We start from the raw sequence: 25,958 nt of genomic DNA on the forward strand, positions 1-25,958 counted from the left end.
ATGTCCGACCTGAAACCCTATATCGCCAAGGTTGCCGCGGGCAATGCGCTCGACCGCGAAGAGGCTCGCGGCGCCTTCGAGATCATCATGTCCGGCGCCGCCACGCCTTCGCAGATCGGCGGCTTCCTGATGGCGCTGCGCGTGCGCGGCGAGACGGTGGACGAGATCTACGGTGCCGTCGGCTCCATGCGTGCCCGCATGCTGCCCGTCAGCGTACCCGCCGATGCCATGGATATCGTCGGTACGGGTGGCGATGGTGCCGGCACCTACAATATCTCGACGCTTGCGGCGATCATCGTCGCGGGTGCGGGCGTACCGGTCGCGAAACACGGCAACCGTGCGCTCAGCTCGAAATCCGGCACGGCGGATGCGCTCTCCTGCCTCGGCGTGAAGCTCGATATCGGCCCGGCCGAAATCGCCCGCTGCGTGCACGATGCCGGCCTCGGCTTCATGTTCGCCCAATTGCACCATTCCGCCATGAAACATGTCGGCCCGTCGCGCGTTGAACTCGGCACGCGTACGATCTTCAATCTGCTCGGCCCCCTGTCCAATCCCGGCGGCGTCAAGCGCCAGCTGCTCGGCGTCTTCTCGCCACACTGGCTGGTGCCGATTGCCGAGGTGATGCGCGATCTCGGCTCCGAGAGCATCTGGGTCGTGCATGGCGAAGGCCTTGACGAGATCACCACCACCGGCACCACGAAGGTTGCAGCGCTCGAAGACGGCAAGATCCGCATCTTCGAACTCACGCCCGCCGATTTCGGCCTGCCGCAGGTGGTGCTGGACGATCTGCGTGGTGGTGACGGCGCCCACAATGCCGCCGCCCTGCTCTCCGTGCTCGGCGGCGCCCATATGCCCTACCGCGATATCTCGCTTGCGAATGCGGCGGCCTCCCTGGTGGTCGCCGGCAAGGCCGAGACGCTGAAGGACGGCATGAAGCTCGCAACCGAATCGCTCGAAAGCGGCCGTGCCCGCATTGCGCTGGAACGCCTCGTCGCGGTTTCCAACGAAGGTTCGTCGGAGTAGGATTGGCCATGACCGATATCCTGAAGAAGATCGAAACCTACAAGCTGGAAGAGATCGCCGCTGCAAAGGCGCGCGTGACGCCTGCCGAGCTTCGCGCCCGCATCCGCGACCAGGAGTCGCCGCGCGGCTTCTTCGCCAGCCTCAAGGACAAAAAGGCCGCTGGTAATTTCGGCCTGATCGCCGAAATCAAGAAGGCCAGCCCCTCCAAGGGCCTCATCCGCCCGGATTTCGATCCGCCTGCGCTGGCAAAGGCCTATGAGGCCGGTGGCGCCGCCTGCCTTTCCGTGCTCACCGATACGCCGAGCTTCCAGGGTGCGCCTGAATTCCTGACGGCTGCCCGCGAAGCGTGCGCGCTGCCGGCGCTACGCAAGGATTTCATGTTCGACAGCTACCAGGTGCTGGAAGCCCGCGCCTGGGGTGCGGACTGCATCCTCATCATCATGGCCTCGCTTAGCGACGATACGGCAAAAATGCTGGAAGACGCCGCCTTCTCGCTTGGCATGGATGTGCTGATCGAGGTGCATGACGAAGAAGAGATGGAACGGGCGCTGAAGCTCAAGTCCAAGCTCGTCGGCGTCAACAATCGCAATCTGCGCACCTTCGAGGTCGATCTCGCCGTTTCGGAAAAACTCGCCGGCATGGTCCCGGACGACCGGCTGCTCGTTGGCGAAAGCGGCATCTTCACCCATGCCGATTGCCAGCGGCTCGGCAAGGTCGACATTTCCACCTTCCTCGTCGGCGAAAGCCTGATGCGCAAGGACGACGTGACCGCAGCGACACGCGAACTCTTGACCGGCTCGGCCGGTATGCTGGCGGCGGAATGATGGCCGAAGACGGCCGCACGCTGACCCACATCGGCGCCTCCGGTGAGGCTAACATGGTCGATGTCGGCGACAAGGCCGAGACCGTGCGCATCGCTGTTGCCGAAGGTTATATCCGCATGGCGCCCGAAACGCTCGATCTCATCCTCAAGGGCGACGCCAAGAAGGGCGACGTGATCGGCACGGCGCGTCTTGCCGGCATCATGGCCGCCAAGCAGACATCGAGCCTCATCCCGCTCTGCCATCCGCTGATGCTGACCAAGGTGACGGTGGATATCCGCGAGGACCGCAACCTGCCGGGCCTTCGCATCGAAGCCATGGCAAAGCTCACGGGCCGCACCGGTGTCGAGATGGAAGCCCTGACCGCTGTCAGCGTGGCCTGCCTGACGATCTACGACATGGCCAAGGCGGCGGACCGCGAAATGGAAATCGGCGGCGTCCGTCTTGCCGAAAAATCCGGCGGCCGCTCCGGCGACTACAAGCGCAGAGATCCCTGATGTCCCTACTTCCCGTTGCCGATGCCCTCGACCGCCTGCTTTCAGCGGCCAAGCCCACGCAACGGACGGAAATGGTTTCGCTCCACAACGCGGAAGGCCGCGTGCTGGCGCAAGACGTCGCCGCCCGCCTGACCCAACCGCCCTTCGACAATTCCGCCATGGACGGCTATGCCGTCCGCCACGCCGATATCGCCGCGCTCGGCGCGATCCTCAAGGTCGTCGGCACGTCGGCTGCCGGCCATGCCTTTCAGGGAACGGCCGGCCCCGGCGAGACCGTACGCATCTTCACCGGTGCGCCCCTTCCGACCTTCGCTGATACCGTGCTCCTTCAGGAGGACGCGGAAAAGCTGAACGGGGATCGTATCCGCACCACCTTCCTCACCCCAAAGGGTCGTCACATCCGTCCGCGCGGCCAGGATTTTGCCGAGGGTGAGGTGGTGCTCAAGGCCGGCGCCGTGCTGGATGCCGGCCGCCTCACCGTCGCAGCGGCGATGAACCACGCGGAGCTGGCCGTCTATGCCCGTCCGCGCATCGCGGTGCTTGCCACGGGCGACGAACTCGTCACGCCGGGCACATCTCCGGGTGTCAGCCAGATCATCGCCTCCAACACCTACGGTGTCTCCGCCATCGCCCGCGCCGCTGGCGCCGAGATCATCGACCTCGGCATTGTCAGCGATGACAAGCAGGCGATCCTCGATGCCGTGCAGAAGGCGCTCAGTCTCGATATCGACGTGCTCGTCACACTCGGCGGCGCTTCCGTCGGCGATTTCGACCTCGTGCAGCCGGTGCTGGGCGAAGCCGGCATGGAACTGGACTTCTGGCGCATCGCCATGCGTCCCGGCAAGCCGTTGATGGTCGGCCGCCTCGGCGACGTGCAGATCGTCGGCCTTCCCGGCAATCCCGTCTCCAGCCTCGTCTGCGCGCTGCTCTTCCTGGAGCCCCTCGTGCGTCGCCTCGCGCATCTCCCGGCAAGAGACCGCCGCCGCAAGGCCATTGCTGCCGTTCCGATCAAGGAAAACGATCACCGGCAGGACTATGTCCGAGCGCGTATCACCCGCGGCACGGACGGGGAACTCCACGTTACACCCTTCGGCAAGCAGGATTCCTCGATGATGAAGATTTTTGCCGAGTCGGAAGGCCTGCTTATCCGCCCGCCGAATGCTCCCGCCATGGAGGCCGGTGCGGCCTGCGAGGTCTTGCTGGTGCGTGAACCGTCTCGCTGACATTCTCGGTCGCTCCCGCCATCGAGCCTTTTCTCCACTTCCGTTGCTAAGGAATAGCCCTTCCTTGCATTTCGGCATCGCACAGCGGCGAGACTGATATATCAGCTGGTTTGCCATTCAAAATACGACATGCCACCATGTGATATATCAACTGGAATCACCGAATGACGGAAGCGGCTGCCTCGCAGGCCCACCTCGCCTATCTCGCCCTTGAAGGCCTCATCGTCACGCTCAAGCTGAAGCCCGGTTCGCTGGTCACGGAGCGGCAGCTGATCGACCTTGCCGGGCATGGCCGCACGCCGGTGCGCGAGGCGATCCAGAAGCTGGAATGGCAGGGGTTGATCGCGGTGCGCCCTCGGGCCGGACTGCAAATCACGGCGATCCGGCCCGAGGACCATGCGCAGGTGATGGCAGCACGGCGGCAGTTGGAGCCGCTTGCCGCCGATCTCGTCGCCCGCCATGCCGGCGAGGAGCATCGCGAGCGGCTCGTCGCCTGCGCGCAGACCATGACAGCCTGCTCGATCCGCTCGGATCTCGAAGGCTTTTTTGCCGCCGACAAGCTCTTTGACGAAATCATCGAGGAAGCCTGCCCGAACCGTTTTCTGACAGGGGCGCTCGCGCCCTTGCAGACCCACGCCCGTCGTCTCTGGTTCGCACGCGCCGACAGCAGGCACATGGACCGTTCCGTGGACCTCCACGTCAAGGTCATCCGCGCGATCCGCAACGGCGATGGGCCCGCCGCTTCAGCCGCGATGAGCGACCTTCTTGACGCGCTCTCGGCCTGAAAACAGAAAAGGCGGCTCGATGGCCGCCTTTTTCTTTGAAATTTCACATCCGCTCAATCGACGAAGGCACGCTCGATGACGAATTCGCCGGGCTTGTTGTTGGAGCCCTCGACCAGGCCCGCCTCTTCCAGCAGCACCTTGGTTTCCTTCAGCATCGCCGACGAACCGCAGATCATGCCGCGATCGACCGCCGGGTCGAAATGCGGCACGCCGAGATCGGCAAACATCTTGCCGTTCCTGATGAGGTCGGTGATGCGGCCCTGGAAGGCGAAGTCCTCGCGCGTCACGGTCGCATAGTGACGCAGCTTGTTGCCGACGACTTCGGCGAGGAATTCGTGGTTGCGGATTTCCTCGACGAGGTCGAAGCCGTATTTCAGCTCCGACACTTCGCGGCAGGTGTGCGTCAGGATGACGTCGTCGAATTTTTCATAGGTCTCGGGATCGCGCATCAGGCTGGCGAAAGGCGCGATGCCGGTGCCGGTCGAGAACATGTAGAGGCGCTTGCCGGGGGTCAGCGCATCGAGAACCAGCGTACCCGTCGGCTTCTTGCGCATCAGCACGGTGTCGCCGGGCTTGATCTGCTGGAGATGCGACGTCAGCGGGCCATCCGGCACCTTGATCGAGAAGAACTCCAGTTCCTCGTCCCAGGAGGGGCTTGCGATCGAATAGGCGCGGTAGACAGGCTTGTCACCGACCATCAGGCCGATCATGGCGAATTCGCCGGAGCGGAAGCGGAAGCTTTCGGGGCGCGTCATGCGGAAGCTGAACAAGCGATCCGTATAGTGCCGCACGCTCGTCACCGTCTCGGCGAAAACGCCGGCGGGAATGGCGGGGACGAACTCTTCGGTCTTGGCAGGTGCGTTCATTTCGGGATCGATCCTGGCTGCGTCTGATAGTCTTGACGATAGGCAGATATTACATGTGGAGCGTCAAAGGAAGGTATTCCATACCAATGCGCTGATTGGCCGCGCAATAGTTTGCCGCATCCGTGCTTTTCCCGCAAAGGGCAATGCGCGTCCTTGATCTCGCACAAGATTACACCGCGATTGCGGCGTTTCGCCGGCCAATCCGGGAAAACCGGGCCTGAAATCAGGCCCGGCGGCGCCAGCTGTAGGAGCCGGCATCCTGCGAGGAACGCGCGGTCGGCTGGTAGTGGTTTTCGATGCCGGGCAGGCGGTTTTCCGCAAGCCGCTTCAGAGCCGTCGCATTGGTGACGGCAAAGCTGTCGACGCCACAGCGCAGCATCAGCGGGATCTGGTCGATCAACACGTCGCCCACCGCCCTCACCTCGCCCGCAAATTTCAACCGCGCGCGCAGCAGCGAGGCATGGCTGAAGGCACGGCCGTCATTGAAGGCCGGGAAAGCGACCGCCACCAGCGCCAGCCGGTCGAGATGGCCTTCCAGCTTGCGCACATCGTCAGCCGGGTTGATCAGCACGCCAAGACCGGTGTCATCGCCCTCGGAAACCTTCGCCAGGAAATGATCGAGGCTCAAGATCGCCTTCTCGTTCGATCCAGCCTTGGTCTCCTCGGTTTCGATGATCCAGGGATCGTCGGCCACGAAGCCGGATTCGTTCCAGATTTTTACCATGACCGTGCTCCTCAGGCTGCCGCTGCCGTCTTATCACCGTAGAGCGCATCCTTGAAGGGCTGCGGCCCGACACGGCGATAGGCGTCGAGGAAGATTTCGGAGGGATCGAGGCGCAGGCCGAGATAGGTGTCGACGATCACCTCGACCGCATCCGTCACCTTCTCCGGCTCGAAACCGCGACCGATGATTTCACCGATCGACGTGTTCTCGTCACCCGAGCCGCCGAGCGTGATCTGGTACAGTTCCTCGCCCTTCTTCTCGACACCGAGCAGGCCGATATGACCGACATGGTGGTGGCCGCAGGCATTGATGCAGCCGGAAATCTTGATCTTCAGCTCCCCGATCTCGGCCTGACGCTCCGGTGCACCGAAGCGCAGCGAAAGCTCCTGCGCGACCGGGATCGAACGGGCATTGGCCAGGGCGCAGTAGTCCAGCCCGGGACAGGCAATGATGTCGGTGATCAGCCCGGCATTGGCGGTCGCAAGACCGGCAGCGACGAGGCCGCGATAGACGGGCTCCAGATCGGCCAGCGCCACATGCGGCAGGATCAGGTTCTGCTCGTGGCTGACGCGGATTTCGTCGAAGGCATATTCTTCGGCGATATCCGCGACGGCTTCCATCTGCGCGTCGGTCGCATCGCCCGGAATGCCGCCGATCGGCTTCAGCGAGATCGTCACCATGCCATAGTCGGGGTGCTTGTGTGGCTGCACGTTCTGGTGAATCCAGCGGGCGAAATCGGCATCGGCCTTTTTCCACTGCGCAAGGTTCGCCCAACCCTCGGCGCGGGGACTAAGGTCCGGCGGGGCGAAATAGGCGGAGATGGCGGCGACGTCGCGCTCCGGCAGCTTCAGTTCCGTGTCCTTGAGGTCGGCGAACTCGACTTCCACCTGGCGCGCCAACTCCTCAGCACCCGTTTCATGCACGAGAATCTTGATGCGTGCCTTGTACTTGTTGTCGCGGCGGCCATGCAGGTTGTACACGCGCATGACGGCGGTCGTGTAGGACAGAAGATCCTCTTCCGGGAGGAAGTCACGGATCTTCTTGGCGATCATCGGCGTACGGCCCTGCCCGCCGCCGACATAGACGGCAAAGCCGATGCGGCCGTTCTCGTCCTTCTTCAGGTGCAGGCCGATATCATGCACCTGGATGGCTGCGCGGTCGCGCTCAGCGCCCGTGACGGCGATCTTGAACTTGCGCGGCAGGAAAGAGAATTCCGGGTGGACGGAGGACCACTGGCGCAGGATTTCCGCATAGGGACGCGGATCGGCGACTTCATCGGCGGCGGCGCCGGCAAAGTGGTCGGCCGTGACGTTGCGAATGCAATTGCCCGAGGTCTGCAGCGCGTGCATCTCGACGGTGGCGAGATCGGCCAGCGCGTCCGGCAACTCGGACAGTTTCGGCCAATTGTACTGGATGTTCTGGCGCGTGGTGAAATGGCCATAGCCGCGGTCGTATTTGCGGGCGATGAGCGCGAGCATGCGCATCTGGCGGCCGTTCAGCGTGCCATAGGGAATGGCGACGCGCAGCATATAGGCGTGCAGCTGCAGGTAGACGCCGTTCATCAGGCGCAGCGGCTTGAACGCATCCTCGGCCAGCTCGCCGGACAGGCGGCGGCCGACCTGATCGCGGAACTGCTCCACACGGTCGGAGACAAAGGCGTGATCGAATTCGTCATAACGATACATTGGAACTTCCTCAGGCGGCTGGGGCCGTCGCAGTCAGGCCGGTGTAACCGGCGGCATAGGGGATCGAAGGACCTTCGGCGCGGATGCGCTCGCGCATACGCAGCGGCCGCAGAACACCATCTATTTCTTCAACGTCCACGACGTTGACGTCAACCACCTTGTTGTCGGCGAAGGCCTGCTTGCCGGTGGTTTCCAGCGCATCGACGGCTTCCTTGTGGCGCGCGACGAAGGCGGCCTGCAAGGATTCGTTCCAGGTGCCGGCGGCATCCAGCCAGACGGAAATGCCGTCGGAAAGGCGGTTGGCTGTCAGAACCTTGTCGGCCATGTCATGCTCCCAATGCTGCTGTGTCGCGAACCGTCTGCCTGATGGCAAGCGGTTCGGAATGTTCGAAATTGGCGCCCGCAACGGCGTCGCCGATGATAACCATGACCGGGCCGGACAGTTCGTCGCGATGCTCGAGCCCCGGCAGATCCTTGAGCGTGCCGTGCAGCAGGCGCTTTTCGCGGCGGCTGGCATTTTCCACCACGGCGACGGTCGTTTCGTCGGGCAGGCCGGCTTCCATCAGCCTTGCTGCGACGGAAGCAGCGACCGAGCGGCCCATATAAACGGCAACGGTGGCACCGGAAATCGCAAGACGCGCCCAATCCGGCAGGACGGAACCCGTCAGGTCGTGGCCCGTCGTGAAAACGAGCGAGGAGGCAACGCCGCGCAGCGTCAGCGGCAGTTCGAAATCGGCGGCGGCGGCAAAGGCGGAGGTGATGCCCGGCACGATCTCGTAGGTTACGCCCGCCTGGCGGAGTGCCGCCATTTCCTCGCCCGCGCGGCCGTAGACAAGGGGATCGCCGGACTTGAGGCGTACGACGCGCTTTCCCGCCTTGCCGAGTTCGACGAGCAAGTCGTTGATCTCTTCCTGGGACTTGGAGTGACAGCCCTTGCGCTTGCCGACGGACAGGCGCTCGGCATCGCGGCGGCCCATGTCGACGATCGCCTGCGGCACCAGCGCATCGAAAACGATGACATCGGCCTCCATCATCACCCGCTGGGCGCGCAGCGTCAGCAGGTCTTCGGCACCCGGGCCGGCGCCAACCAGCCAGACATGGCCGGCGGCCTTGCCCTGCGAATTCAAAAGCGTGTTGGCCGAGCGGCGCGCCAGTTCGATATCGCCGTTGTTGACGGCATCGGCGACAGCGCCCTGGAAGAAGCGGCGCCAGAAGACGCGGCGGGTGACACCGCGCGGCAGAATGCGATCGACCGCGTCGCGGTAGCCGTTGGCAAGGCTGGCGAGACGGCCAAGCGACGGCGACAGGATCTGATCGACCTGCGCGCGAATCATCTGGGCCAGCACCGGGCCGGCGCCCTCCGTGCCGATGGCGACGGCGACCGGCGCGCGGTTGACGAGGGCCGGCGTGAAGAAGTCGCAGTGGTCGGGCTGGTCAACGGCGTTGACGGGGATGCGCAGCTTACGGGCAGCGGCGGAGATCGCGCGATCTGCAACTGCATCGCCCGTTGCGGCAAAAACCAGGGTGGCGTCGGCGATCGCATCCTCGGAAAACGGCGCGCGGACAAGCTCCAGCCCCTTGTCGGCGATGAAACGGGCGAAATCGGCCTCCGGCGCTTCAGCGAGAACAACGATCCGGGCATCCGTGTTGAACAGCAGGCGGGCCTTTGCAAAAGCCTCCTCCCCTTCGCCCACGACAACGACAATCCTGCCGCTGACGCGGAAGAACGCCGGGAATGTCGAAAGCTTCTGGTTTGCTGCGCTCATGGTTCGGTCCGATTGAAGTGTGCGCACTATCGCGAAAAACACCTGGAAACAAAAGAAACAGAAATTCCAATGGTCATGGAGGGGCGTATTGTTTTGCTCTGTGACCTCGCATTTTGAGCATAAGTCACCGGCCACACTTGCCTGCCCGCCCGAGCGCCCGTTAAGGATGCCGCATGATGCCAACAGGGAACCCCGCCATGGACCAGGCCGCGCTTGCCAAACGTCTGCTCGACGTGATGGAATTCGATATTCTGCCACTAACCCAAAAGGGTGTCGCCTCCGGCAACAAGATCTTCGGCGCGGCGATTCTCAACAAGTCGGACCTCTCGCTCGTTCTCGCGGAAACCAACAACGAGACGGAAAATCCGCTCTGGCATGGTGAAATTCACACGCTGAAGCGTCTCTACGAGCGCGTGGAGAAGCCAAACACCAGGGACTACGTGTTCCTGTCGACGCATGAGCCCTGCTCCATGTGCCTTTCCGCCATTACCTGGGCCGGCTTCGACAATTTCTACTATTTCTTCAGCCATGAAGATTCGCGCGACAGCTTCGCCATCCCGCACGACCTGCGGATCCTCAAGGAAGTGTTCCGGCTCGATCCCGGCGGCTATGCGAAGACCAACGCCTTCTGGCACTCCGCCGCCATCGCCGACCTGATCGCCACCGCCGACGAAGCCGCCAAAACGGACCTCAAGAAGCAGGACGCCGCAATCCGCGCCGCCTATGATGCGCTGTCGGAAAGCTATCAGGCCGGCAAGACAGACAACAACATTCCGCTGAACTGAGAAGAACCATGCAGCCGAGCCGCGACATCGAGCGCCTGATCGACATCATGGCGGCCCTGCGCCAGCCGGAAACCGGCTGCCCGTGGGACATCGTCCAGACCTTCGAGACGATCAAGCCCTACACGATCGAGGAGGCCTATGAGGTTGCCGATGCGATCGAGCGCAACGACATGGACGACCTCTGCGAGGAGCTTGGCGATCTCCTCCTGCAAGTGGTCTTCCATGCGCGTATGGCGCAAGAGCTTGGTGCGTTCGATTTCGGCAATGTCGTCGAGGCCGTCACGCGCAAAATGATCCGACGCCACCCGCATGTTTTCGCGCGCTCGGAGGCGGATACGCCGGGCGCGGTGAAGCTGCAATGGGACGCGATCAAGCAGGCGGAGAAACGCGAGCGCAAGGAACGACGCACGAAACGCGGTCTGCCGGAAGATCCGCTGCGCGGCCATCTCGGCTCGGTACAGCGCTCTTTCCCCGCTCTTGTCGAAGCACTGAAGCTTCAGGAGCGGGCGGCGACGGTCGGCTTCGACTGGTCGGAGCCCGCACCGATCCTCGACAAGATCGAGGAGGAAGTCGGTGAATTGCGTGAAGCGCTGCGCGATGGAGACCAGAAGGCCGTGGCCGACGAACTCGGCGACCTGATCTTCGCGCTGGTCAATATCGGCCGCCATGTCGGCGCCGATCCGGAAATGGCGCTGCGCGGCACGAACACGAAATTCCGCAACCGCTTCTCGCATATCGAGGACAGTCTCGCCGCCAGTGGCGAAAGCCTCGAAGCCGCGACGCTGGAGCGCATGGAAGAGCTGTGGCAGGCCGCAAAGCAGATCGAGCGCAGCCTGCATAACGTTACGTCAGAGAGCTGACGTAACGTTAGCGTTCCCATTCCTCGCGCATCGGCTTGCCGCCGATGCCGAGGCGGCGATCGAGTTCGGCGGCTTCGGTTTCCGTCAGCCGCAGTTCCAGTCGCACATTACCGTCTTCCATATCCTCGCGGACATCGACGATCGAATGATCGTAGATCCACGGCAGGAGCTGGAGCTGCATGACGGGCACGACGATGTCACGATCGACGAGCACGCCGGACAGGCGCTGGTTGATTTCGGACAGCAGCGTATCGACACCCTCGCCCGAAGTCGCGGATACGGCGACGACGTTCGGCTGCGTTTCGGCCTTCTGAACCAGCGCGTCACGCGCCTCGGGCTCCAGCCGGTCGATCTTGTTCCAGACTTCGATGATGCGTTCGGCACCGTCCTTCTCGTCGATGCCGAGATCGGTGAGGATGCGCAGCACGTCCGACGACTGCGCACCGTTGTCCGGGTCGGACATGTCACGCACGTGAAGAACGAGGTCGGCTTCCAGAACCTCTTCCAGCGTCGCGCGGAAGGCGGCGACGAGGTGGGTCGGCAGGTCGGAGATGAAGCCCACGGTGTCGGACAGGATGACGGTGCGGCCCTGCGGCAGCTTCATGCGGCGCAGCGTCGGATCGAGCGTGGCGAAGAGCATGTCTTCCGCCAGCACGCCCGCGCCGGTGATGCGGTTGAACAGCGTCGACTTGCCGGCATTGGTGTAGCCGACGAGCGCCACGATCGGGTGCGGCACCTTCTTGCGCTTGGAGCGGTGCAACTGGCGGGTACGGCGAACCTGCTCCAGCTCGCGCTCCAGCTTGACGATCTTATCCTGCAAAAGCCGGCGGTCGGCCTCGATCTGCGTTTCGCCGGGACCGCCCATGAAGCCCGCGCCACCGCGCTGGCGTTCAAGGTGGGTCCAGCTGCGCACGAGTCGGCCCTTCTGGTAGTTCAGATGCGCCAGTTCGACCTGCAGCGTGCCTTCCTTGGTGGAGGCGCGGCGGCCGAAGATTTCGAGAATGAGGCCGGTGCGGTCGATGACCTTGGCGTTCCATTCCTTCTCGAGATTACGCTGCTGCACCGGCGTCAGCGGGTGATCGACAATGACGAGACCGGCATCGTTGGCGTCGAGCGCCGCCTTGATTTCCTCGATCTTGCCGGTTCCAAGCAGCGTGCCGGGCTTCGGCTGGCTGACGGGCACGAGCATCGAGGAAACAATGGTGAGGTCGATGGCGCGCGCGAGACCGACAGCCTCTTCGAGGCGGGCCTCGTCGGAGCGCGTCACAACGGTCGGATCCGGCTTCGTGCGCCCCTTCAGGACGGGAGCGATAACGACAGCGCGCATGTCGTCCCGGCGTTTTTCGACGTCCGGGACGATGGAATCCTTGGATGAATCAGATTTTTTAATGGTCTTGGATCCTGTCAGGAGCCGCTTTCCTCGGTCTCGAACATCTGCAGCGGCTGGCCGGGCATGATGGTGGAGATCGCGTGCTTGTACACGAGCTGCGAGTGACCGTCGCGACGGAGCAGCACGCAGAAATTGTCGAAGGAAGTGACAACCCCGGTCAGCTTGACCCCGTTGATGAGAAAGATCGTGAGAGAAATCTTTTGCTTGCGAACGGTATTAAGAAAAAGATCCTGCAGGTTCTGAGAACGTTCCGCCATCGCGCCGCTTCTTTCTGATTGCCGGCCCTTCAGACCGGTTGAATGAAATAAATTGCCCCCGGGCCCGACAGCAAAGTGCCGGACCGTCGATTTTGGTATCAAATCACGGTCTTCTCCGCAACGGCGAAAAAAGCATCCCTGATTTTCTGCGCCGTCATGCCGGGATGGCCATTGGCGATGGTATGCCCGTCGATGGACACGACCGGGAGGCAGATGGTCGTGGCCCCGGTGATGAAAACCTCGCGCGCTTCAAGCATTTCCGCAACCGAAAAGCGTCGTTCTTCCACCGGAATTCCGAGTCTGCCCGCCACATCCAACACCGTGGTGCGGGTGATGCCGTTCAGGATCGCGTGGTCAGCCATGCGCGTCACCAGCGTTCCGGTCTTGTCGACGATCCACAGGTTCGTAGCACCACCTTCGGTGACGTTACCGTCCGCATCGACGAAAATCGCCTCCTGCGCACCCGCGTCCTTCGCCTGCTGGCGAGCCAGCACATTCGGAAGCAGACCTACCGTCTTGATATCCACCCTGCCCCAGCGGTTGTCCGCGACGGTCGCCGCCTTGATGCCGGCAGCATATTTCGCCGCGTTCACCGCCGGGTTCAGGTTCTTTGCGGTGACGATGAGGGAGGCCCGCACCTCCGGTGACGGGAACACATGGTCGCGCCGGGCGACGCCGCGCGACACCTGGAGATAGACCATCCCGTTGACGACCCGGTTGCGGCGCAGAACCTCGCGCATGATTGCCGTCATCGCGGCGCGCGGCATGGGTGTGCGGATGCGGATTTCAGCGAGCGAGTGATCGAGCCGGTCGAGATGGCGCGTCAGGTCGATGACAAAACCCTTCTGCACCTGGCAGACCTCGTAGACCGCGTCGGCGAAGACGAGGCCGCGATCCTCGATGGACACCGCAGCATCGGCATGGCGGACATAACGACCGTTGACATAGGCAAAGCGCGGCATGACGATCCTAGAAGTACTGAATGCTGACGCGGAAAAGCTGCTCGACATGGCGCACGGCCGCCGCCGCCGCAAAGAGCACCACCCGGTCCTTCGCCTTGATTTTGGTATTGCCGTCCGGCCGGATCACTGTCTTGTCGCGGTAAATCGCGCCGATGCGAATGCCGGGTGGCAGCTCGATTTCACGCAGCGGCTTGCCCACGAGCGGCGACGTCTCCAGCGCCTCGGCCTCGATCACTTCGGCCGAGCCCTTCTGCACCGCATAGACGGAGCGGATGCGCCCCTTTCGCACATGCTGCAGGATGCCGGAAATCGTCACGGCGCGCGGATTGATGCTTGCGTCGATGCCGAGCGTCTTGGTGAAATCCTGGTAGCTCGGATCGTTGATCAACACGAGGTTCTGCTTGCATCCGAGGCGCTTGGCCATGACGCTGCCCAGAATGTTGATCTGGTCGTTGTTGGTCAGCGCGACGATGAGGTCGGCATCCTGAATATCGGCTTGCAGGAGCATTTTCTGGTCGAGCGCCGAGCCATGCAGGACGACGGCGTTGCGCAGCTTGTCCGCCACCGCCACGGCCCGCTCCCGGTCGTTCTCGATGATTTTCAACCGGGTCTTCGGCTGGTAGTCCTCGATGGCCTTGGCAACGAAGTAACCGATATTGCCGCCACCGGCGATGACGATACGCGCCGCCTCCTGCTCTTCGTGGCCAAAGAGGGCGAGCGTGCGCCGCACATGCCCCTTGTCGCAGACCACATAGGCAAGGTCGCCGGAATGCAGTTGATCGGAAGAATTCGGTACGGAAAGCTTGCCGTTGGAAAAGATGCCCGTGACGGTCGCGTTGAGGTCCGGAAAGAGTTCGCTGAGCTGCTTCAGCGGGGTCTCGACGACGGGGCAGTCCTCCATGCACTCGATCGCCACCATGACGATGCGGTCCTCGGCAAAGCGCACGACATCCGTGGCGCCCGGGAAAGAAATGCGGCGCAACACCATCTTGCCCACCTCCACCTCCGGCGAGATGGTGACGTCGATCGGCATGTTTTCGCGCGAAAACAGGTCGGAATATTCCGGTGCCAGATAGCTCTGCGCACGGATGCGGGCGATCTTGGTCGGCACGTTGAACAGCGAATGGGCCACCTGGCAGGCGACCATGTTGATCTCGTCGAACAGCGTCACGGCGATCAGCATATCCGCCTGGTCCGCGCCGGCCTTCGCCAGCACCTCCGGATGCGCGCCATGGCCGACGATGCCGCTGACGTCGAGCGTCTCGGTGATGGCCGATATCAGCGACGGCTGCGTGTCGATGACGGAAACGTCGTTACCCTCTTCCGACAACCGCTCCGCAATACCGTAGCCGACGCGTCCCGCGCCGCAGATGATGACCTTCATGCCGCAGAATCCCTCAGTCCCCTGGCGCCTTATACGCCAAGCGACTTCAGTTTGCGATGGAGCGCGGAGCGCTCCATGCCGACAAATTCGGCCGTGCGGGAAATGTTGCCGCCGAAGCGGTTGATCTGGGCGATGAGATAATCGCGCTCGAACATTTCGCGCGCCTCGCGCAGCGGCAGCGTCATGATGTGCTGGTCGCCCTGCGTCGAGATCTTCGGCAGCATGTCGCCCACTTCCGTCGGCAGCATGTCGGCGGTGATCGCCGTATCCGGACCGTCGCTGCGAGCGAGAATCATCAGGCGCTCGATATTGTTGCGCAGCTGGCGGATGTTGCCCGGCCAGTCATGCGCCTGCAGCACGGCCAACGCGTCATCGCCGATTTTTCGCGCGCGAATACCCGCCTGTTCGCTGACCTGGCGCATGAACATGTCGACGAGGAACGGAATGTCCTCACGCCGTTCGGCAAGCGGCGGCACGCGAACCGGCACCACGGCGAGACGATGGTAGAGGTCTTCCCTGAACCCGCCCTCGGCGATCAGGCTTTCGAGATTGTAGGCAGTCGAGGAAATGATGCGCACATCCACCTTCACCCGCTTGGAGCCGCCAACCCGCTCGAACTGTTGATCCACGAGCACGCGGAGAATCTTGTTCTGTGTCTCGCGCGGCATTTCGCCGATCTCGTCGAGATAGAGGATACCGCCATGGGCCTCCTCCAGCGCGCCTGTGCGGCGGGGCTGGCCGGGCGTGCCCTCCGTGCCGAACAGCGCGACTTCCATGCGCTCGGGTGTGATCGCCGCCGCGTTCAGCACCACGAACGGGCCGCCCGATCGCGTCGACTTGCGATGGATCATACGCGCCACCAGCTCCTTGCCGGAACCGGAGGGGCCGAGGATCATGATGCGGCTGTTGGTCGGCGAGACCTTGTCGATGTTCTGGCGCAGCTGCGAAACGGCGACCGACGTGCCGATCAGCTCCGCCGGATCGCCCGACCGCTTCTTCAGCTCCGTCACTTCGCGGCGCAGCTTGGAGTTTTCCAGCGCCCGCTCGGCGATGAGAATCAGCCGGTCCGCCTTGAACGGCTTCTCGATGAAATCATAGGCGCCGCGACGGATCGCCGAAACGGCCGTCTCGATATTACCGTGGCCGGAAATCATCACGACCGGCAGATCGGGGTAGCGGCTCTTGATCTCGTCGAGCAGCGCAAGCCCGTCGAGCTTGCTGCCCTGCATCCAGATATCGAGGAAGACGAGGCGCGGTACACGGTCGCTGATCGCCGCAAGCGCGCTGTCGCTGTCATAGGCGGTGCGCGTCTCGTGCCCTTCGTCAGACAGGATGCCGGAGACGATTTCGCGGATGTCCTCTTCGTCGTCCACTACGAGAATATCAGACGCCATGGCTCATTTCCTTGCTCTTATTCTTGTCCGCATCGACGGCCGCGGTTTCCTCATAGGGCAGGATCACGCGGATCATTGCCCCCTGGCCGTTGTCGAAGTCCTGGGGTGCATCATGCAGTTCCAGCTGCCCGCCATGGTCTTCGATGATCTTCTTCACGATGGCGAGGCCAAGGCCCGTGCCCTTCTCGCGCATCGTCATGTAGGGTTCGAGAATGCGATGTCGATTTTCCGTCGGCAGGCCCTTGCCGTTATCGACGATATCGACGACGAAACGCCGGCCAACATCGTCCGCTTCGGCGCGCACGAGGATCTTTCGCTCGGTGCGCTCGGCATCCGGCGGCAGCGCTTCGATCGCCTCCACTGCGTTCTTGATGAGATTGCCGAAGGCCTGACCGAGCATACGCGCATCGAACAGCCCCGTCAGCGACACATCGCCAAGTTCCTTCAGGAAGGCGACGTGGTTGTTGCCCATCTCGCGTAGGAAAACGGCATCCTTGAGGATGTTGCGCAGGTCGGAACGCTCTTTCGTCGGCTTCGGCATGCGCGCGAAGGAGGAGAACTCGTCCACCATGCGGCCGATATCCTCGACCTGACGCACGATCGTATCCGTGCACTGATCGAAGACGGCGCGGTCTTCCTGATCGATCTGCTTGCCATAGCGACGGCGGATGCGCTCGGCGGAAAGCTGGATCGGCGTCAGCGGGTTCTTGATTTCATGGGCGATGCGGCGGGCCACATCCGCCCAGGCCGTCGAGCGTTGCGCTATGACGAGATCGGTGATGTCGTCGACGCTGACGACGAAGGATTCCTGGGCGTCCTTCTGTTCCTCGCGGATGACCTGAACATTCAGCGTCCGCTCCTTGCCGCCATGCATGATATTGATCTGCTTGCGGAATTCATTGCGATGGCGCGCGGATCCCTCGGCAAGCACGGCGGCGATTTCCGGGGCGACGCCAACGAGCGGCTCGCCGACGAGGTCGGCGGCATTGCGCCCCAGCAGGATTTCCGCCGAGAGGTTGACGATCGTGATACGCCCGTCGCCCTCGACGCCAATAACGGCCGCCGTCACGCCCGACAGCACGGCCTCGATGAAACGGCGGCGATGATCCATCTCGTCTTTCGCGTCGAGGATTTCGCCCTGCTGGGTACGAATTTCAGCGATCATCTTGTTGAAGGTGCGCGAAAGGTTACCCACGTCGCCATCCACCGCGCGCACCGGCACGGTCACGTCGAGATTGCCGGAGGCTACACTGTCGGCTGCGCCGATGAGCTGGCGGATCGGCCGCACGATGCGGTCGGCGACGGCGATGGCAGTCCAGATCGCGGCGAGCAGCACGATGAGCGCAAAGCCGAGATAGAGTACGCCGAAGGCGATCTGCAGCGATGTCCGCCCGGCTTCGAGCGCGCGGTACTCGGCCGTATTCTCTTCCATCAGCCGCATGGAGCGCATGACTTCCGGGTCCACGGTGCGGATCGTATAGAGGAAGGCGTCCGGTATGTTGTCGAGCTTGATGATAGCGCCAACGAGATTGGTCTGGCCCGGCGGGATGAGTGTCGGCTGGCCGGCGGCAGAGGCGCGCAAAGCATCTTCCGGTGCGGCCGGCAGCCGGTTTTCGGTCGGGATATTGGCCTGAAGGATCGTGGAACCGTCGGCGCGCAGCAGGAACGCGCCGAGCATGCCGCGCCCCCGTGCCTGCCGCGTCATCAGGTCCGTAAAACCGGTGCGGTCGAGACTGTAGAGCTGGCGGTTGCGGTCGAGATCGTTTGCCATCGAGGCCGTCTGGCCCTGCAGGTAGCTGGCATTCTCCAGCATATAGGCCTGCGCCACGTTCAGCGAGGAACTGACGATCGACTGCGTGCGGATGGAGAACCAGCGGTCGAGGCCGACGTCCAGTGTGATGGAGGCGAAAATGGCGACGAGCACGGCCGGCGTGATCGCGACGATCGAGAACAAGGCGACGATGCGCACATGCAGGCGCGCGGCGGCGCGGCCGCGGCTGCGGGCGCGCAGCAGCCGCAGGATTTCCCGACCGATCAGGAACATCAGGCCGACGATGAAGATGGCATTGATCGCCGCCGAGGCGATGACGACATTGGCGACCGGCTTGATCGGTGTCAGGCCGAGCAGGATGAACAGCGACAGCGTGGCGGCAACGAGGGCACCGCCAGCCAGCACCAGACCCGGCAGGGCGAAGGAAGCGCGACGGTCGGCCGACACCTTTCCCTCATTCTCGCCTGCAAGCAGGTCTATGCCCTGGTCCATCTGCCGCATCGCTTCCCCGGCCGTACGCCTCGAAAGGCGGCGGCGTTCTTCTCGTGTTTTCGGGATGGCGCCAACCGTATGGAGGACCGGTCGCGTTCGCACCCGGATCCTTGACGATCAGGCACGCGGACCTATTCGGCCGCAACCCCCTCTGTTACCCTCAAGCAACAGAATGTGGCCAAAATGCAACGCCCCCTGCCGTGAAGTCAAGCAGAGCGCGAACTTCTGTACACAGACACGCCCAGTTCGCGAATTTTCTTGCGTAGCGTGTTGCGGTTCAGGCCAAGCAGGTCGGCGGCCTTGATCTGGTTGCCGCGCGTTGCGGTCAAGGCAGCGAGAATCAGTGGATATTCCATCTCGGCCAACACCCGGTCGTAGAGCCCGGCGGGCGGCAACCCATCACCGAAGCTTGCGAAATACTGCCGCATATTCTCTTCCACCGCCTGGGAAATGGAGAGCGAGCCGCTACGCGTCACGGTCTTTTCGATCGGGCTGTCGGGAATATCCGCGCGCAATTCCGTCTCGATGATTTCGCGGGAGATCACATCCTGCGGGTAGAGCGCGGTCAGCCGCCGCACGACGTTTTCCAGTTCGCGCACATTGCCCGGCCAGGCATGCGCCTTCATCAGTTCCAGCGCCTCCTGGTCGAAGCGCTTGGCGTCGAGCCCCTCTTTTTCCGCCTGCTGCACGAAATGGCGCACGAGATCGGGAATATCCTCCGCGCGGTCGCGCAACGGCGGCAGCCGCAGCGGCACGACATTGAGTCGGTAGTAGAGGTCTTCCCGGAAAAGGCCCTGGTTGATCGACTGCTTGAGATCCTTGTTGGTCGCCGCCACGATGCGCACATCCGTGCGGATCGGCGTGCGACCGCCGACGGTGGTGTATTCGCCCTGCTGGAGAACGCGCAGAAGGCGCGTCTGCGCATCCATCGGCATGTCGCCGATTTCGTCGAGGAAGAGCGTGCCGCCCTCGGCCTGCTCGAAACGCCCGGTCGAGCGGTTCTGCGCGCCGGTAAAAGCCCCTTTCTCATGACCGAACAGTTCCGATTCGATGAGATCGCGGGGAATGGCGGCCATGTTGATGGCGACGAACGGGCCGTTGCGGCGCTTGCCGTAGTCATGCAGCGCGCGGGCGACAAGCTCCTTGCCGGTTCCCGATTCGCCGGTGATCATCAGCGTCAGGTCCGTCTGCATGAGGCGCGCCAGAACACGGTAGATTTCCTGCATGGCCGCAGAACGGCCGACGAGCGGCATTCCGTCCTGCGTATCGTCGTCGAGACGGGCGGGCTTGCGCTTCGGCTCGGACAGCGCCCGGCCGATGATGGCGATCAGTTCCGTCAGGTCGAAGGGTTTTGGAAGGTAATCGTAGGCGCCTTTTTCAGAGGCCTTGATCGCCGTCATGAAGGTGTTTTGCGCGCTCATCACGAGCACCGGCAGGTCCGGCCTGGCCTTCTTGATGCGCGGCAGCAGGTCGAAAGCGTTCTCGTCGGGCATCACGACATCGGTGACGACGATGTCGCCTTCACCGGCAGAAATCCAGCGCCACAGCGTCGCCGCATTGGAGGTGATGCGCACGTCGTAACCCGCGCGGCTCAGGGCCTGGTTGAGAACCGTGCGGATCGCGGCATCGTCATCGGCAACGAGGACTGTGGCGCCTGTCATCAGATATGTCCTTTGGTCTTGATAAAGTCGTCGTCTTCACTGACGCCGCGGGAGGCCGGCATCAGCACGCGGAAGGTGGTGCGGGAGCCCTGGCTGTCGCATTCGACAATGCCGCCGTGGCCGCCGATGATCTTCGCCACCAATGCAAGGCCGAGGCCGGAGCCATTGGTCTTCGTGGTGATGAAGGGATCGAAGAGATGCGGCAGCAGGTCGCCGGGCACGCCGGGACCATTGTCATGCACGCAGAATTCCAGCGGGAGCGAGATTTTTTCGCGCGTGCCGGCAACGGAAAGGCGAATGCCCGGCCGGTAGGCGGTCGTCAGCTGGATTTCGCCATCCGGCCGGTCGCCGATCGCCTCCGCGGCGTTCTTGATGAGGTTGAGGAAGACCTGCACAAGCTGGTCGCGGTTGGCAAAGACCGGCGGCAGCGACGGATCGTAGAGTTCCGTTATCTTGACGTTGCGGCCGAAGCCGGCTTTCGCCACCGCTTTCACATGGTCGAGCACGGCATGGATGTTCAACGGAACACGATCCACCGGGCGCTCGTCGGAAAACACCTCCATGCGATCGACCAGCGAGACGATGCGGTCAGTCTCGTCGCGGATCAGCCGCGTCAACGCGCGATCCTCGTCGAGAACGGACGTTTCCAGGAGCTGGGCCGCACCGCGAATGCCTGACAGAGGGTTCTTGATCTCATGCGCCAGCATGGAGGCCAGGCCCGTCACGGAACGGGCAGCGCCGCGATGCGTCAGTTGCCGGTCGATCTTGTCGGCCATCGACCGCTCCTGAATGACGACCACGACGGAGCCCGCCGGCTCGGTGGTCACAGGCGCCACGTAGATGTCGGCCAGCTTGTCCGCGCCGAGGCGCGGCGAGGACAGGTCCACCCGGTACTCGCTGACCGGCGCCCTTCGCTCGCGCACCTGCTCGATCAGTGTCAGAAGCGGACTGCCGAAGGGAATGAGCGTGGAGACCTTGTGCTTTGCCAGATGGTTGGCGCTTGCCCCGAAAAAGGATTCGGCCTCCCAGTTGGCAAAGACGACATGGCCGTCGACATCGACGAGGATGACCGGGTTCTGGATGGAGTTGAGCACGGCAAGCGCCAGGTCGGGCGCCTTCGCAGCGTTCTGATCTGCGGCCTTGTCCGTCATGCGGCCTCTCCTATCCTTGCCGCGCCTTCGCCCAAAATGGCGGACTGGAGGCGTTCAGCAACGAATGCGCTGTCGCGCGCAGTCATGATCTCCGCTTTCGCGGCGCCGGCCATACCGGCGGCGTAGCGTTCCAGATACCAGCCGACATGTTTGCGGGCGTGACGCAGGCCGCCCTCGACCCCGTAGAAATCCAGCATCATGCGGTAGTGCTCCACCGCCGTCGCCGCGACTTCCTCCGTGGAAGGGTGTGTGATCGCCCCGGCAAGAACCGCTGGATGCCACGGCCGGCCCTGCGCGGAGCGCCCGACCATCACGGCGTCGGCGCCCGAACGGCGCAGGATATCCACGGCGTCTTCGGCCGTATCGACATCGCCATTGGCGACAAGCGGGATCGACAACACATCGCGCACCGCGCGGATTGCGTCCCAATCCGCCTTGCCTTCATAAAACTGCATGCGGGTGCGCCCATGCACCGTAATCATCGCCGCACCCGCCGCCTCGGCGCGGGAGGCGATATGTGGCGCATTGAGCGAATCGTGATCCCACCCAAGCCGCATCTTCACCGTGACCGGCACCTTCACAGCCCTGACGGTCGCCTCTATGAGACCGAGCGCATGGTCGGGATCACGCATCAGCGCGGAGCCGGAATAGCCGCCGATCACCTTCTTGGCGGGGCAGCCCATATTGATGTCGATAATATCGGCGCCCTCGCCTTCGGCGATTTTTGCGGCTTCGGCCATCCAGTGCGCTTCGCGGCCTGCAAGCTGCACCATATGGGGCTCGATGCCGCAATTGCGGATGCGCGACCAGCTTTCCCGCGCATTCAACGCCAGTTCCCGGCTCGCCACCATCTCCGTCACGACGAGGCCCGCGCCAAAACGCCAGGCGAGATCGCGGAACGGCAGGTCCGTGACGCCGGACATCGGCGCGAGGACCACCCGGTTGCGTAGGGTCTGGTTGCGGATCGCCAGCGGCGCTGACAAAACGGGGATCGTCAAATGCTTATCTTTCAAGCAGGTCATATCTCTGCACTATTTTTAGCCATCATTGTCGTTCTTGCCAAGCCGCAATCACGCAGGCCTGCATTTTTCCTGACAACGCTGGAATTGCGGCATCCTTCCGGCTAAACCATCCCAAAACGCTTTGAAACGGGAGGTCGATGACCGAAATGCAGCCGGAAAACACGCTATCCTGCGGTGTGGTGATCGTTGCCGCCGGTCGTGGTGAACGGGCCGGCAGTCATGCCGAAGGCCCCAAGCAATATCGCCGCATCGGCGGAAGGCCGGTCATCTCCCATACGCTCGATCTCTTTGTCAATTGGCGGCCCGCTCGGCGTATCGTGGTCGTGATACATCCCGATGACGCCGCGCTGTTCGAGACCGCCCGCATCGCTTCCCTTCCTGCCGGCGACCGTCTGACCGTCGTACACGGCGGCGCGACACGCCAGCAATCCGTGCTCGCCGGCCTCGAAGTGCTGGCAAACGATGACATCAGCCACGTCCTCATCCAGGATGCAGTGCGCCCCTTCGTCGAACCCGCCATCCTGGAACGCATCCTCACCGCCTTCGGCCACGGTGCGCGCGCGGTCCTGCCCGCCGTCGCCGTCGCCGATACGCTCAAGCGCGCCGACGCCAATGGCAATGTCGCCGAAACCGTTTCGCGCTCTGGCCTCTTTGCCGCACAGACCCCGCAATCGTTCCACTTCGCCACCATTCTCGAAGCGCATCGTCGTGCAAGTGCCTCTGGCCGCACGGATTTTACCGACGACGCCTCGATCGCCGAATGGGCCGGCGTGCGCGTCCATCTCGTCGAGGGCAGTGCCGGTAACGTCAAGCTTACATTACAGAAGGATATCGCCATGGCCGATCAGCGCCTCTCCAACGCATTACCGGATGTGCGCACCGGCAACGGCTACGACGTGCATCAGCTCGTGGATGGCGACGGCGTCACGCTCTGTGGCCTCTTCATTCCGCATGACCAGAAACTGTCCGGCCATTCCGATGCCGACGTGGCGCTGCACGCACTCACCGACGCGCTGCTCGCCACCTGCGGCGCCGGTGATATCGGCGATCACTTCCCGCCGTCGGACATGCGGTGGAAGGGTGCCGCCTCGCGCATCTTCCTCGAACATGCAGCAAGCATCGTGCGCGCGAAGGGCGGCACGATCATGAATGCCGACGTTTCGCTGATTGCCGAGGCGCCGAAGGTCGGGCCGCACCGTGATGCGATGCGCCAGAACCTCTCGGATTTTCTCGGCATTTCCATTGACCGCTGCTCGGTCAAGGCGACGACCAACGAGAAGATCGGTTTCATCGGCCGGCGCGAGGGCATCGCCGCCATCGCTACCGCGACCGTCGTCTACAAGGGAACCGACGCATGAGTTTTTGGCCCCAGGACATCGAAGAAACCGCACGCAACCTCGTCGCCGACTTCACCGAGAAGAAACTGCTGATCGCTACCGCCGAATCCTGCACCGCAGGCCTGATTGCTGGCGTAATCACAGAAATTCCCGGCTCCTCGAATGTCTTCGACCGCGGTTTCGTCACCTATTCCAACGAGGCCAAGCGCGAAATGATCGGTGTCGCCAACGCGACGCTGAAGGCGCACGGCGCCGTCTCGCGCCCGACCGCACTGGAAATGGCGCAGGGCGCCATCGGCAATTCCGGCGCCACTATCGCGATTGCCGTGACCGGCATTGCCGGCCCGGGCGGCGGCACGGAGGAAAAACCCGTCGGCCTCGTCCACCTCGCCGCCGCGCGCACCGGTTACGAGACGCTGCATCGGGAAATGCGCTACGGCGATATCGGCCGCAGCGCCGTCAGGCTTGCGACGGTGCGCACCGCGCTGGAAATGTTGATCGAGATCGCGCGGGATTAGTTCGGGCAAAGCGAATAGATGTTCATCGCAAAATTCGCCTCGTAGAGCGCCGTATCTCCCCAGAAAGCCTGGCCTGCAGGAAAATTCTTCGCGAGGAAAGTATCGACGCTCGCCTTCTGCTTTTCGGCGAGCGCCTTGTAATCAGGTGTCTTGCGCTTTTCGCTTATACATTTCGTGAAATCCGGAATGGGGCTTGTCCGCTCCACGAAGAGCGCCTCGAAATCGCTGGAACTCAATGCCTTGCCGGTCTCGAGGGCGGCGATCTTGCGGGCCGCCGGTGCGGGCAGCACGATATCGAACGTCTCGACATGGAAAAAATCACCGAAGCGCCGGTCCTCGTCGCCAAGTTCAAACCCCTCGACCGTATAGGCCTTGCCGACGAGCTTGTAGCCACTCACCTCGAAGGCCAAACGCGCCGAGACCTTCACTTTCAGTGCCTTCTCGCGCTCCGGCTTCTGGTCCTTGAAGAGCGGCGGCTGCAGCGTCTCCGTGTCCACGATGCGCATCTCGCCGCCGACGTCGATCGCCGCCGGATCGGAGGAATAGGCATGGCGCGCGTTGTAGAAGGCCAGCATCTCCGCTTCGCGGGTGGGGAAGAAGGCGCGATCCAGATAAACAGGATTCCGTGGCAAGCCGCCATCGGTGCCCCGGATCGTCATCTTCACATCCGGCCCGATGCGATAACTTCCGGCGAGCGGCCGGTTTTGTTCATCAAAGAGAAGGATGTAGTCTCCCGGCGCCTCCTGCGCAGCCGCAGGCGTGCAGAGCAAGGCGATCAGGGCGAAGGGCGCGAACCGGGTGATCATGTCCCGGTAACGGGCTAGCCGGCGGAAAAATTCAGACGGCCGGATAGATCGCAGCGGCGCGCTTTTCGAAGGCCTCGGTGAACATGCGGAAGGCGCGGTCGAACATCGAACCCATCAGCGCACCGAGGATACGGCTTTTGAACTCGTAGTCGATGTAGAAATGCACCGAACATCCCCCGTCCGGCAGCGGCTCGAAGCGCCAGCGGTTGTCGAGATAGCGGAACGGCCCGTCGATATATTTGACGTCGATCGCGCGTTCGGCGCCGCTCAAAAGCACCTGGGTGGTAAAGGTCTCGCGGATCGCCTTGTAGCCGACCGTCATGTCCGCGACCAACAGCTCCTTGCCGTCCCGCTCCTTGCGCGAACGTACGCTCAGCCCTTCGCAGAGCGGAAGGAACTCCGGATAGCGCTCGACATCGGCAACGAGGTCGTACATCTGCTCGGGCGAGTGAGGAACCGGACGGCGGGTTTCGAACTGAGGCATGGCCGAGAGCTAATGAACCGCGGCCACTCTTGCAAGTAGGCGGTCATTGTCGTTCCGCGATTTCAACACGCAAACCGGCACGTCGCGGCCATAGGCCGCAAGATTTCGCCCGATCTGCGAGCTTGCCGTCTTCTCGAAATTCCAGACAGAAGTCAGGAACTCTCAGCTGATCCGCTCCGGCAGTTCTCCGCCATCTCCGGTCGCGTGCGGTCACGATAGCGCAATGCCCCCATCGACCGATATCCGCCGCCGGAGCAACCGTCATCGCCTTCTCCTGAAACAAAAAACCCGCCG

Annotated in this window: 25 protein-coding genes; 9 read left to right on the forward strand and 16 right to left on the reverse strand. The window is 63.0% G+C overall.

Features of this window, described 5'->3' with window-relative positions; all coding sequences use genetic code 11:
- The 5 genes from trpD to MUO32_RS23120 all read left to right on the forward strand — a co-directional run bounded on the left by trpD (position 1) and on the right by MUO32_RS23120 (position 4,349).
- Complete coding sequence (trpD, locus tag MUO32_RS23100; protein WP_257950726.1) at positions 1-1,023, forward strand: anthranilate phosphoribosyltransferase; 1,023 nt, start codon at positions 1-3, stop codon at positions 1,021-1,023.
- A gap of 8 nt (positions 1,024-1,031) precedes the next feature.
- The gene (trpC, locus tag MUO32_RS23105) at positions 1,032-1,847 is read left to right on the forward strand and encodes an indole-3-glycerol phosphate synthase TrpC (RefSeq protein WP_257950727.1); all 816 of its coding nucleotides are present in this window, start codon (positions 1,032-1,034) and stop codon (positions 1,845-1,847) included.
- Positions 1,847-2,341 carry a cyclic pyranopterin monophosphate synthase MoaC gene (gene moaC, locus MUO32_RS23110; RefSeq protein ID WP_374708711.1) on the forward strand — a complete coding sequence of 165 codons (495 nt, stop codon included), beginning with the start codon at positions 1,847-1,849 and terminating at the stop codon, positions 2,339-2,341. Before trpC ends, moaC begins: the two co-directional genes overlap by 1 nt.
- Entirely contained in the window at positions 2,341-3,564 is a 1,224-nt protein-coding gene (gene glp, locus MUO32_RS23115) for a gephyrin-like molybdotransferase Glp (protein ID WP_257950729.1), read from the forward strand. The genes moaC and glp overlap by 1 nt, the downstream gene beginning before the upstream one ends.
- A 164-nt stretch (positions 3,565-3,728) precedes the next feature.
- The gene (locus tag MUO32_RS23120; RefSeq protein ID WP_257950730.1) at positions 3,729-4,349 is read left to right on the forward strand and encodes a GntR family transcriptional regulator; all 621 of its coding nucleotides are present in this window, start codon (positions 3,729-3,731) and stop codon (positions 4,347-4,349) included.
- A gap of 53 nt (positions 4,350-4,402) precedes the next feature.
- Here the strand turns inward: MUO32_RS23120 and MUO32_RS23125 are convergent, their stop codons facing one another.
- The 5 genes from MUO32_RS23125 to cysG all read right to left on the reverse strand — a co-directional run bounded on the left by MUO32_RS23125 (position 4,403) and on the right by cysG (position 9,390).
- Positions 4,403-5,215, reverse strand: a complete 813-nt coding sequence (locus MUO32_RS23125; protein WP_257950731.1) for a ferredoxin--NADP reductase — start codon at positions 5,213-5,215, stop codon at positions 4,403-4,405.
- Between the two features lie 223 nt (positions 5,216-5,438).
- Positions 5,439-5,939 carry a DUF934 domain-containing protein gene (locus tag MUO32_RS23130; RefSeq protein WP_257950732.1) on the reverse strand — a complete coding sequence of 167 codons (501 nt, stop codon included), beginning with the start codon at positions 5,937-5,939 and terminating at the stop codon, positions 5,439-5,441.
- Positions 5,940-5,950: 11 nt separating this feature from the next.
- Positions 5,951-7,624: a nitrite/sulfite reductase gene (locus tag MUO32_RS23135; RefSeq protein WP_257950733.1), complete on the reverse strand. Its 1,674-nt coding sequence runs from the start codon at positions 7,622-7,624 to the stop codon at positions 5,951-5,953.
- 10 nt (positions 7,625-7,634) lie between these two features.
- Entirely contained in the window at positions 7,635-7,949 is a 315-nt protein-coding gene (locus MUO32_RS23140) for a DUF2849 domain-containing protein (protein ID WP_257950734.1), read from the reverse strand.
- 1 nt (position 7,950) lies between these two features.
- Complete coding sequence (gene cysG / locus MUO32_RS23145; RefSeq protein ID WP_257950735.1) at positions 7,951-9,390, reverse strand: siroheme synthase CysG; 1,440 nt, start codon at positions 9,388-9,390, stop codon at positions 7,951-7,953.
- Between the two features lie 197 nt (positions 9,391-9,587).
- Between cysG and MUO32_RS23150 the strand changes: the two genes are divergently transcribed.
- Positions 9,588-10,175: a nucleoside deaminase gene (locus tag MUO32_RS23150; RefSeq protein WP_257950809.1), complete on the forward strand. Its 588-nt coding sequence runs from the start codon at positions 9,588-9,590 to the stop codon at positions 10,173-10,175.
- 8 nt (positions 10,176-10,183) lie between these two features.
- Entirely contained in the window at positions 10,184-11,035 is an 852-nt protein-coding gene (gene mazG / locus MUO32_RS23155) for a nucleoside triphosphate pyrophosphohydrolase (protein ID WP_257950736.1), read from the forward strand.
- 7 nt (positions 11,036-11,042) lie between these two features.
- Here mazG and hflX read toward each other — a convergent pair whose 3' ends face one another.
- The 9 genes from hflX to dusB form a co-directional block, all read right to left on the reverse strand.
- Positions 11,043-12,362, reverse strand: a complete 1,320-nt coding sequence (gene hflX / locus MUO32_RS23160) for a GTPase HflX (RefSeq protein ID WP_257950737.1) — start codon at positions 12,360-12,362, stop codon at positions 11,043-11,045.
- Between the two features lie 77 nt (positions 12,363-12,439).
- Positions 12,440-12,682: an RNA chaperone Hfq gene (gene hfq, locus MUO32_RS23165; protein WP_023514954.1), complete on the reverse strand. Its 243-nt coding sequence runs from the start codon at positions 12,680-12,682 to the stop codon at positions 12,440-12,442.
- A 98-nt stretch (positions 12,683-12,780) separates the two neighbouring features.
- On the reverse strand, positions 12,781-13,644 hold the full coding sequence (locus tag MUO32_RS23170; protein ID WP_257950738.1) for a D-amino-acid transaminase: 864 nt from the start codon (positions 13,642-13,644) through the stop codon (positions 12,781-12,783).
- 7 nt (positions 13,645-13,651) lie between these two features.
- Complete coding sequence (trkA, locus tag MUO32_RS23175) at positions 13,652-15,028, reverse strand: Trk system potassium transporter TrkA (RefSeq protein WP_257950739.1); 1,377 nt, start codon at positions 15,026-15,028, stop codon at positions 13,652-13,654.
- A 29-nt stretch (positions 15,029-15,057) separates the two neighbouring features.
- Positions 15,058-16,422, reverse strand: a complete 1,365-nt coding sequence (locus MUO32_RS23180; RefSeq protein WP_257950740.1) for a sigma-54 dependent transcriptional regulator — start codon at positions 16,420-16,422, stop codon at positions 15,058-15,060.
- Positions 16,412-18,685: a PAS domain-containing sensor histidine kinase gene (locus MUO32_RS23185; protein ID WP_257950810.1), complete on the reverse strand. Its 2,274-nt coding sequence runs from the start codon at positions 18,683-18,685 to the stop codon at positions 16,412-16,414. The genes MUO32_RS23180 and MUO32_RS23185 overlap by 11 nt, the downstream gene beginning before the upstream one ends.
- A 206-nt stretch (positions 18,686-18,891) precedes the next feature.
- Positions 18,892-20,346, reverse strand: a complete 1,455-nt coding sequence (gene ntrC, locus MUO32_RS23190) for a nitrogen regulation protein NR(I) (protein WP_257950741.1) — start codon at positions 20,344-20,346, stop codon at positions 18,892-18,894.
- A complete protein-coding gene (locus MUO32_RS23195; RefSeq protein ID WP_257950742.1) occupies positions 20,346-21,497 on the reverse strand; it encodes a nitrogen regulation protein NR(II) in 1,152 nt (383 codons plus the stop codon). The genes ntrC and MUO32_RS23195 overlap by 1 nt, the downstream gene beginning before the upstream one ends.
- Complete coding sequence (gene dusB, locus MUO32_RS23200) at positions 21,494-22,519, reverse strand: tRNA dihydrouridine synthase DusB (protein ID WP_257950743.1); 1,026 nt, start codon at positions 22,517-22,519, stop codon at positions 21,494-21,496. Before dusB ends, MUO32_RS23195 begins: the two co-directional genes overlap by 4 nt.
- A gap of 137 nt (positions 22,520-22,656) precedes the next feature.
- On the opposite strand from dusB, the gene MUO32_RS23205 reads away from it, so the two are divergent.
- Positions 22,657-23,877: a bifunctional 2-C-methyl-D-erythritol 4-phosphate cytidylyltransferase/2-C-methyl-D-erythritol 2,4-cyclodiphosphate synthase gene (locus MUO32_RS23205; RefSeq protein WP_257950744.1), complete on the forward strand. Its 1,221-nt coding sequence runs from the start codon at positions 22,657-22,659 to the stop codon at positions 23,875-23,877.
- Positions 23,874-24,374, forward strand: a complete 501-nt coding sequence (locus tag MUO32_RS23210) for a CinA family protein (protein WP_257950745.1) — start codon at positions 23,874-23,876, stop codon at positions 24,372-24,374. The genes MUO32_RS23205 and MUO32_RS23210 overlap by 4 nt, the downstream gene beginning before the upstream one ends.
- Here MUO32_RS23210 and MUO32_RS23215 read toward each other — a convergent pair.
- Together MUO32_RS23215 and MUO32_RS23220 are read right to left on the reverse strand one after the other, a co-directional pair.
- Positions 24,371-25,180, reverse strand: coding sequence for a hypothetical protein (locus tag MUO32_RS23215; RefSeq protein ID WP_257950746.1), 810 nt, complete (start codon positions 25,178-25,180; stop codon positions 24,371-24,373). The two genes, MUO32_RS23210 and MUO32_RS23215, sit on opposite strands and share 4 nt — an antisense overlap.
- A gap of 31 nt (positions 25,181-25,211) precedes the next feature.
- Positions 25,212-25,664, reverse strand: coding sequence for a type II toxin-antitoxin system RatA family toxin (locus MUO32_RS23220; RefSeq protein ID WP_257950747.1), 453 nt, complete (start codon positions 25,662-25,664; stop codon positions 25,212-25,214).
- Positions 25,665-25,958 lie beyond the last annotated feature (294 nt).

This window comes from Shinella sp. CPCC 101442 (genome assembly GCF_024704725.1).
GTDB lineage: Bacteria > Pseudomonadota > Alphaproteobacteria > Rhizobiales > Rhizobiaceae > Shinella.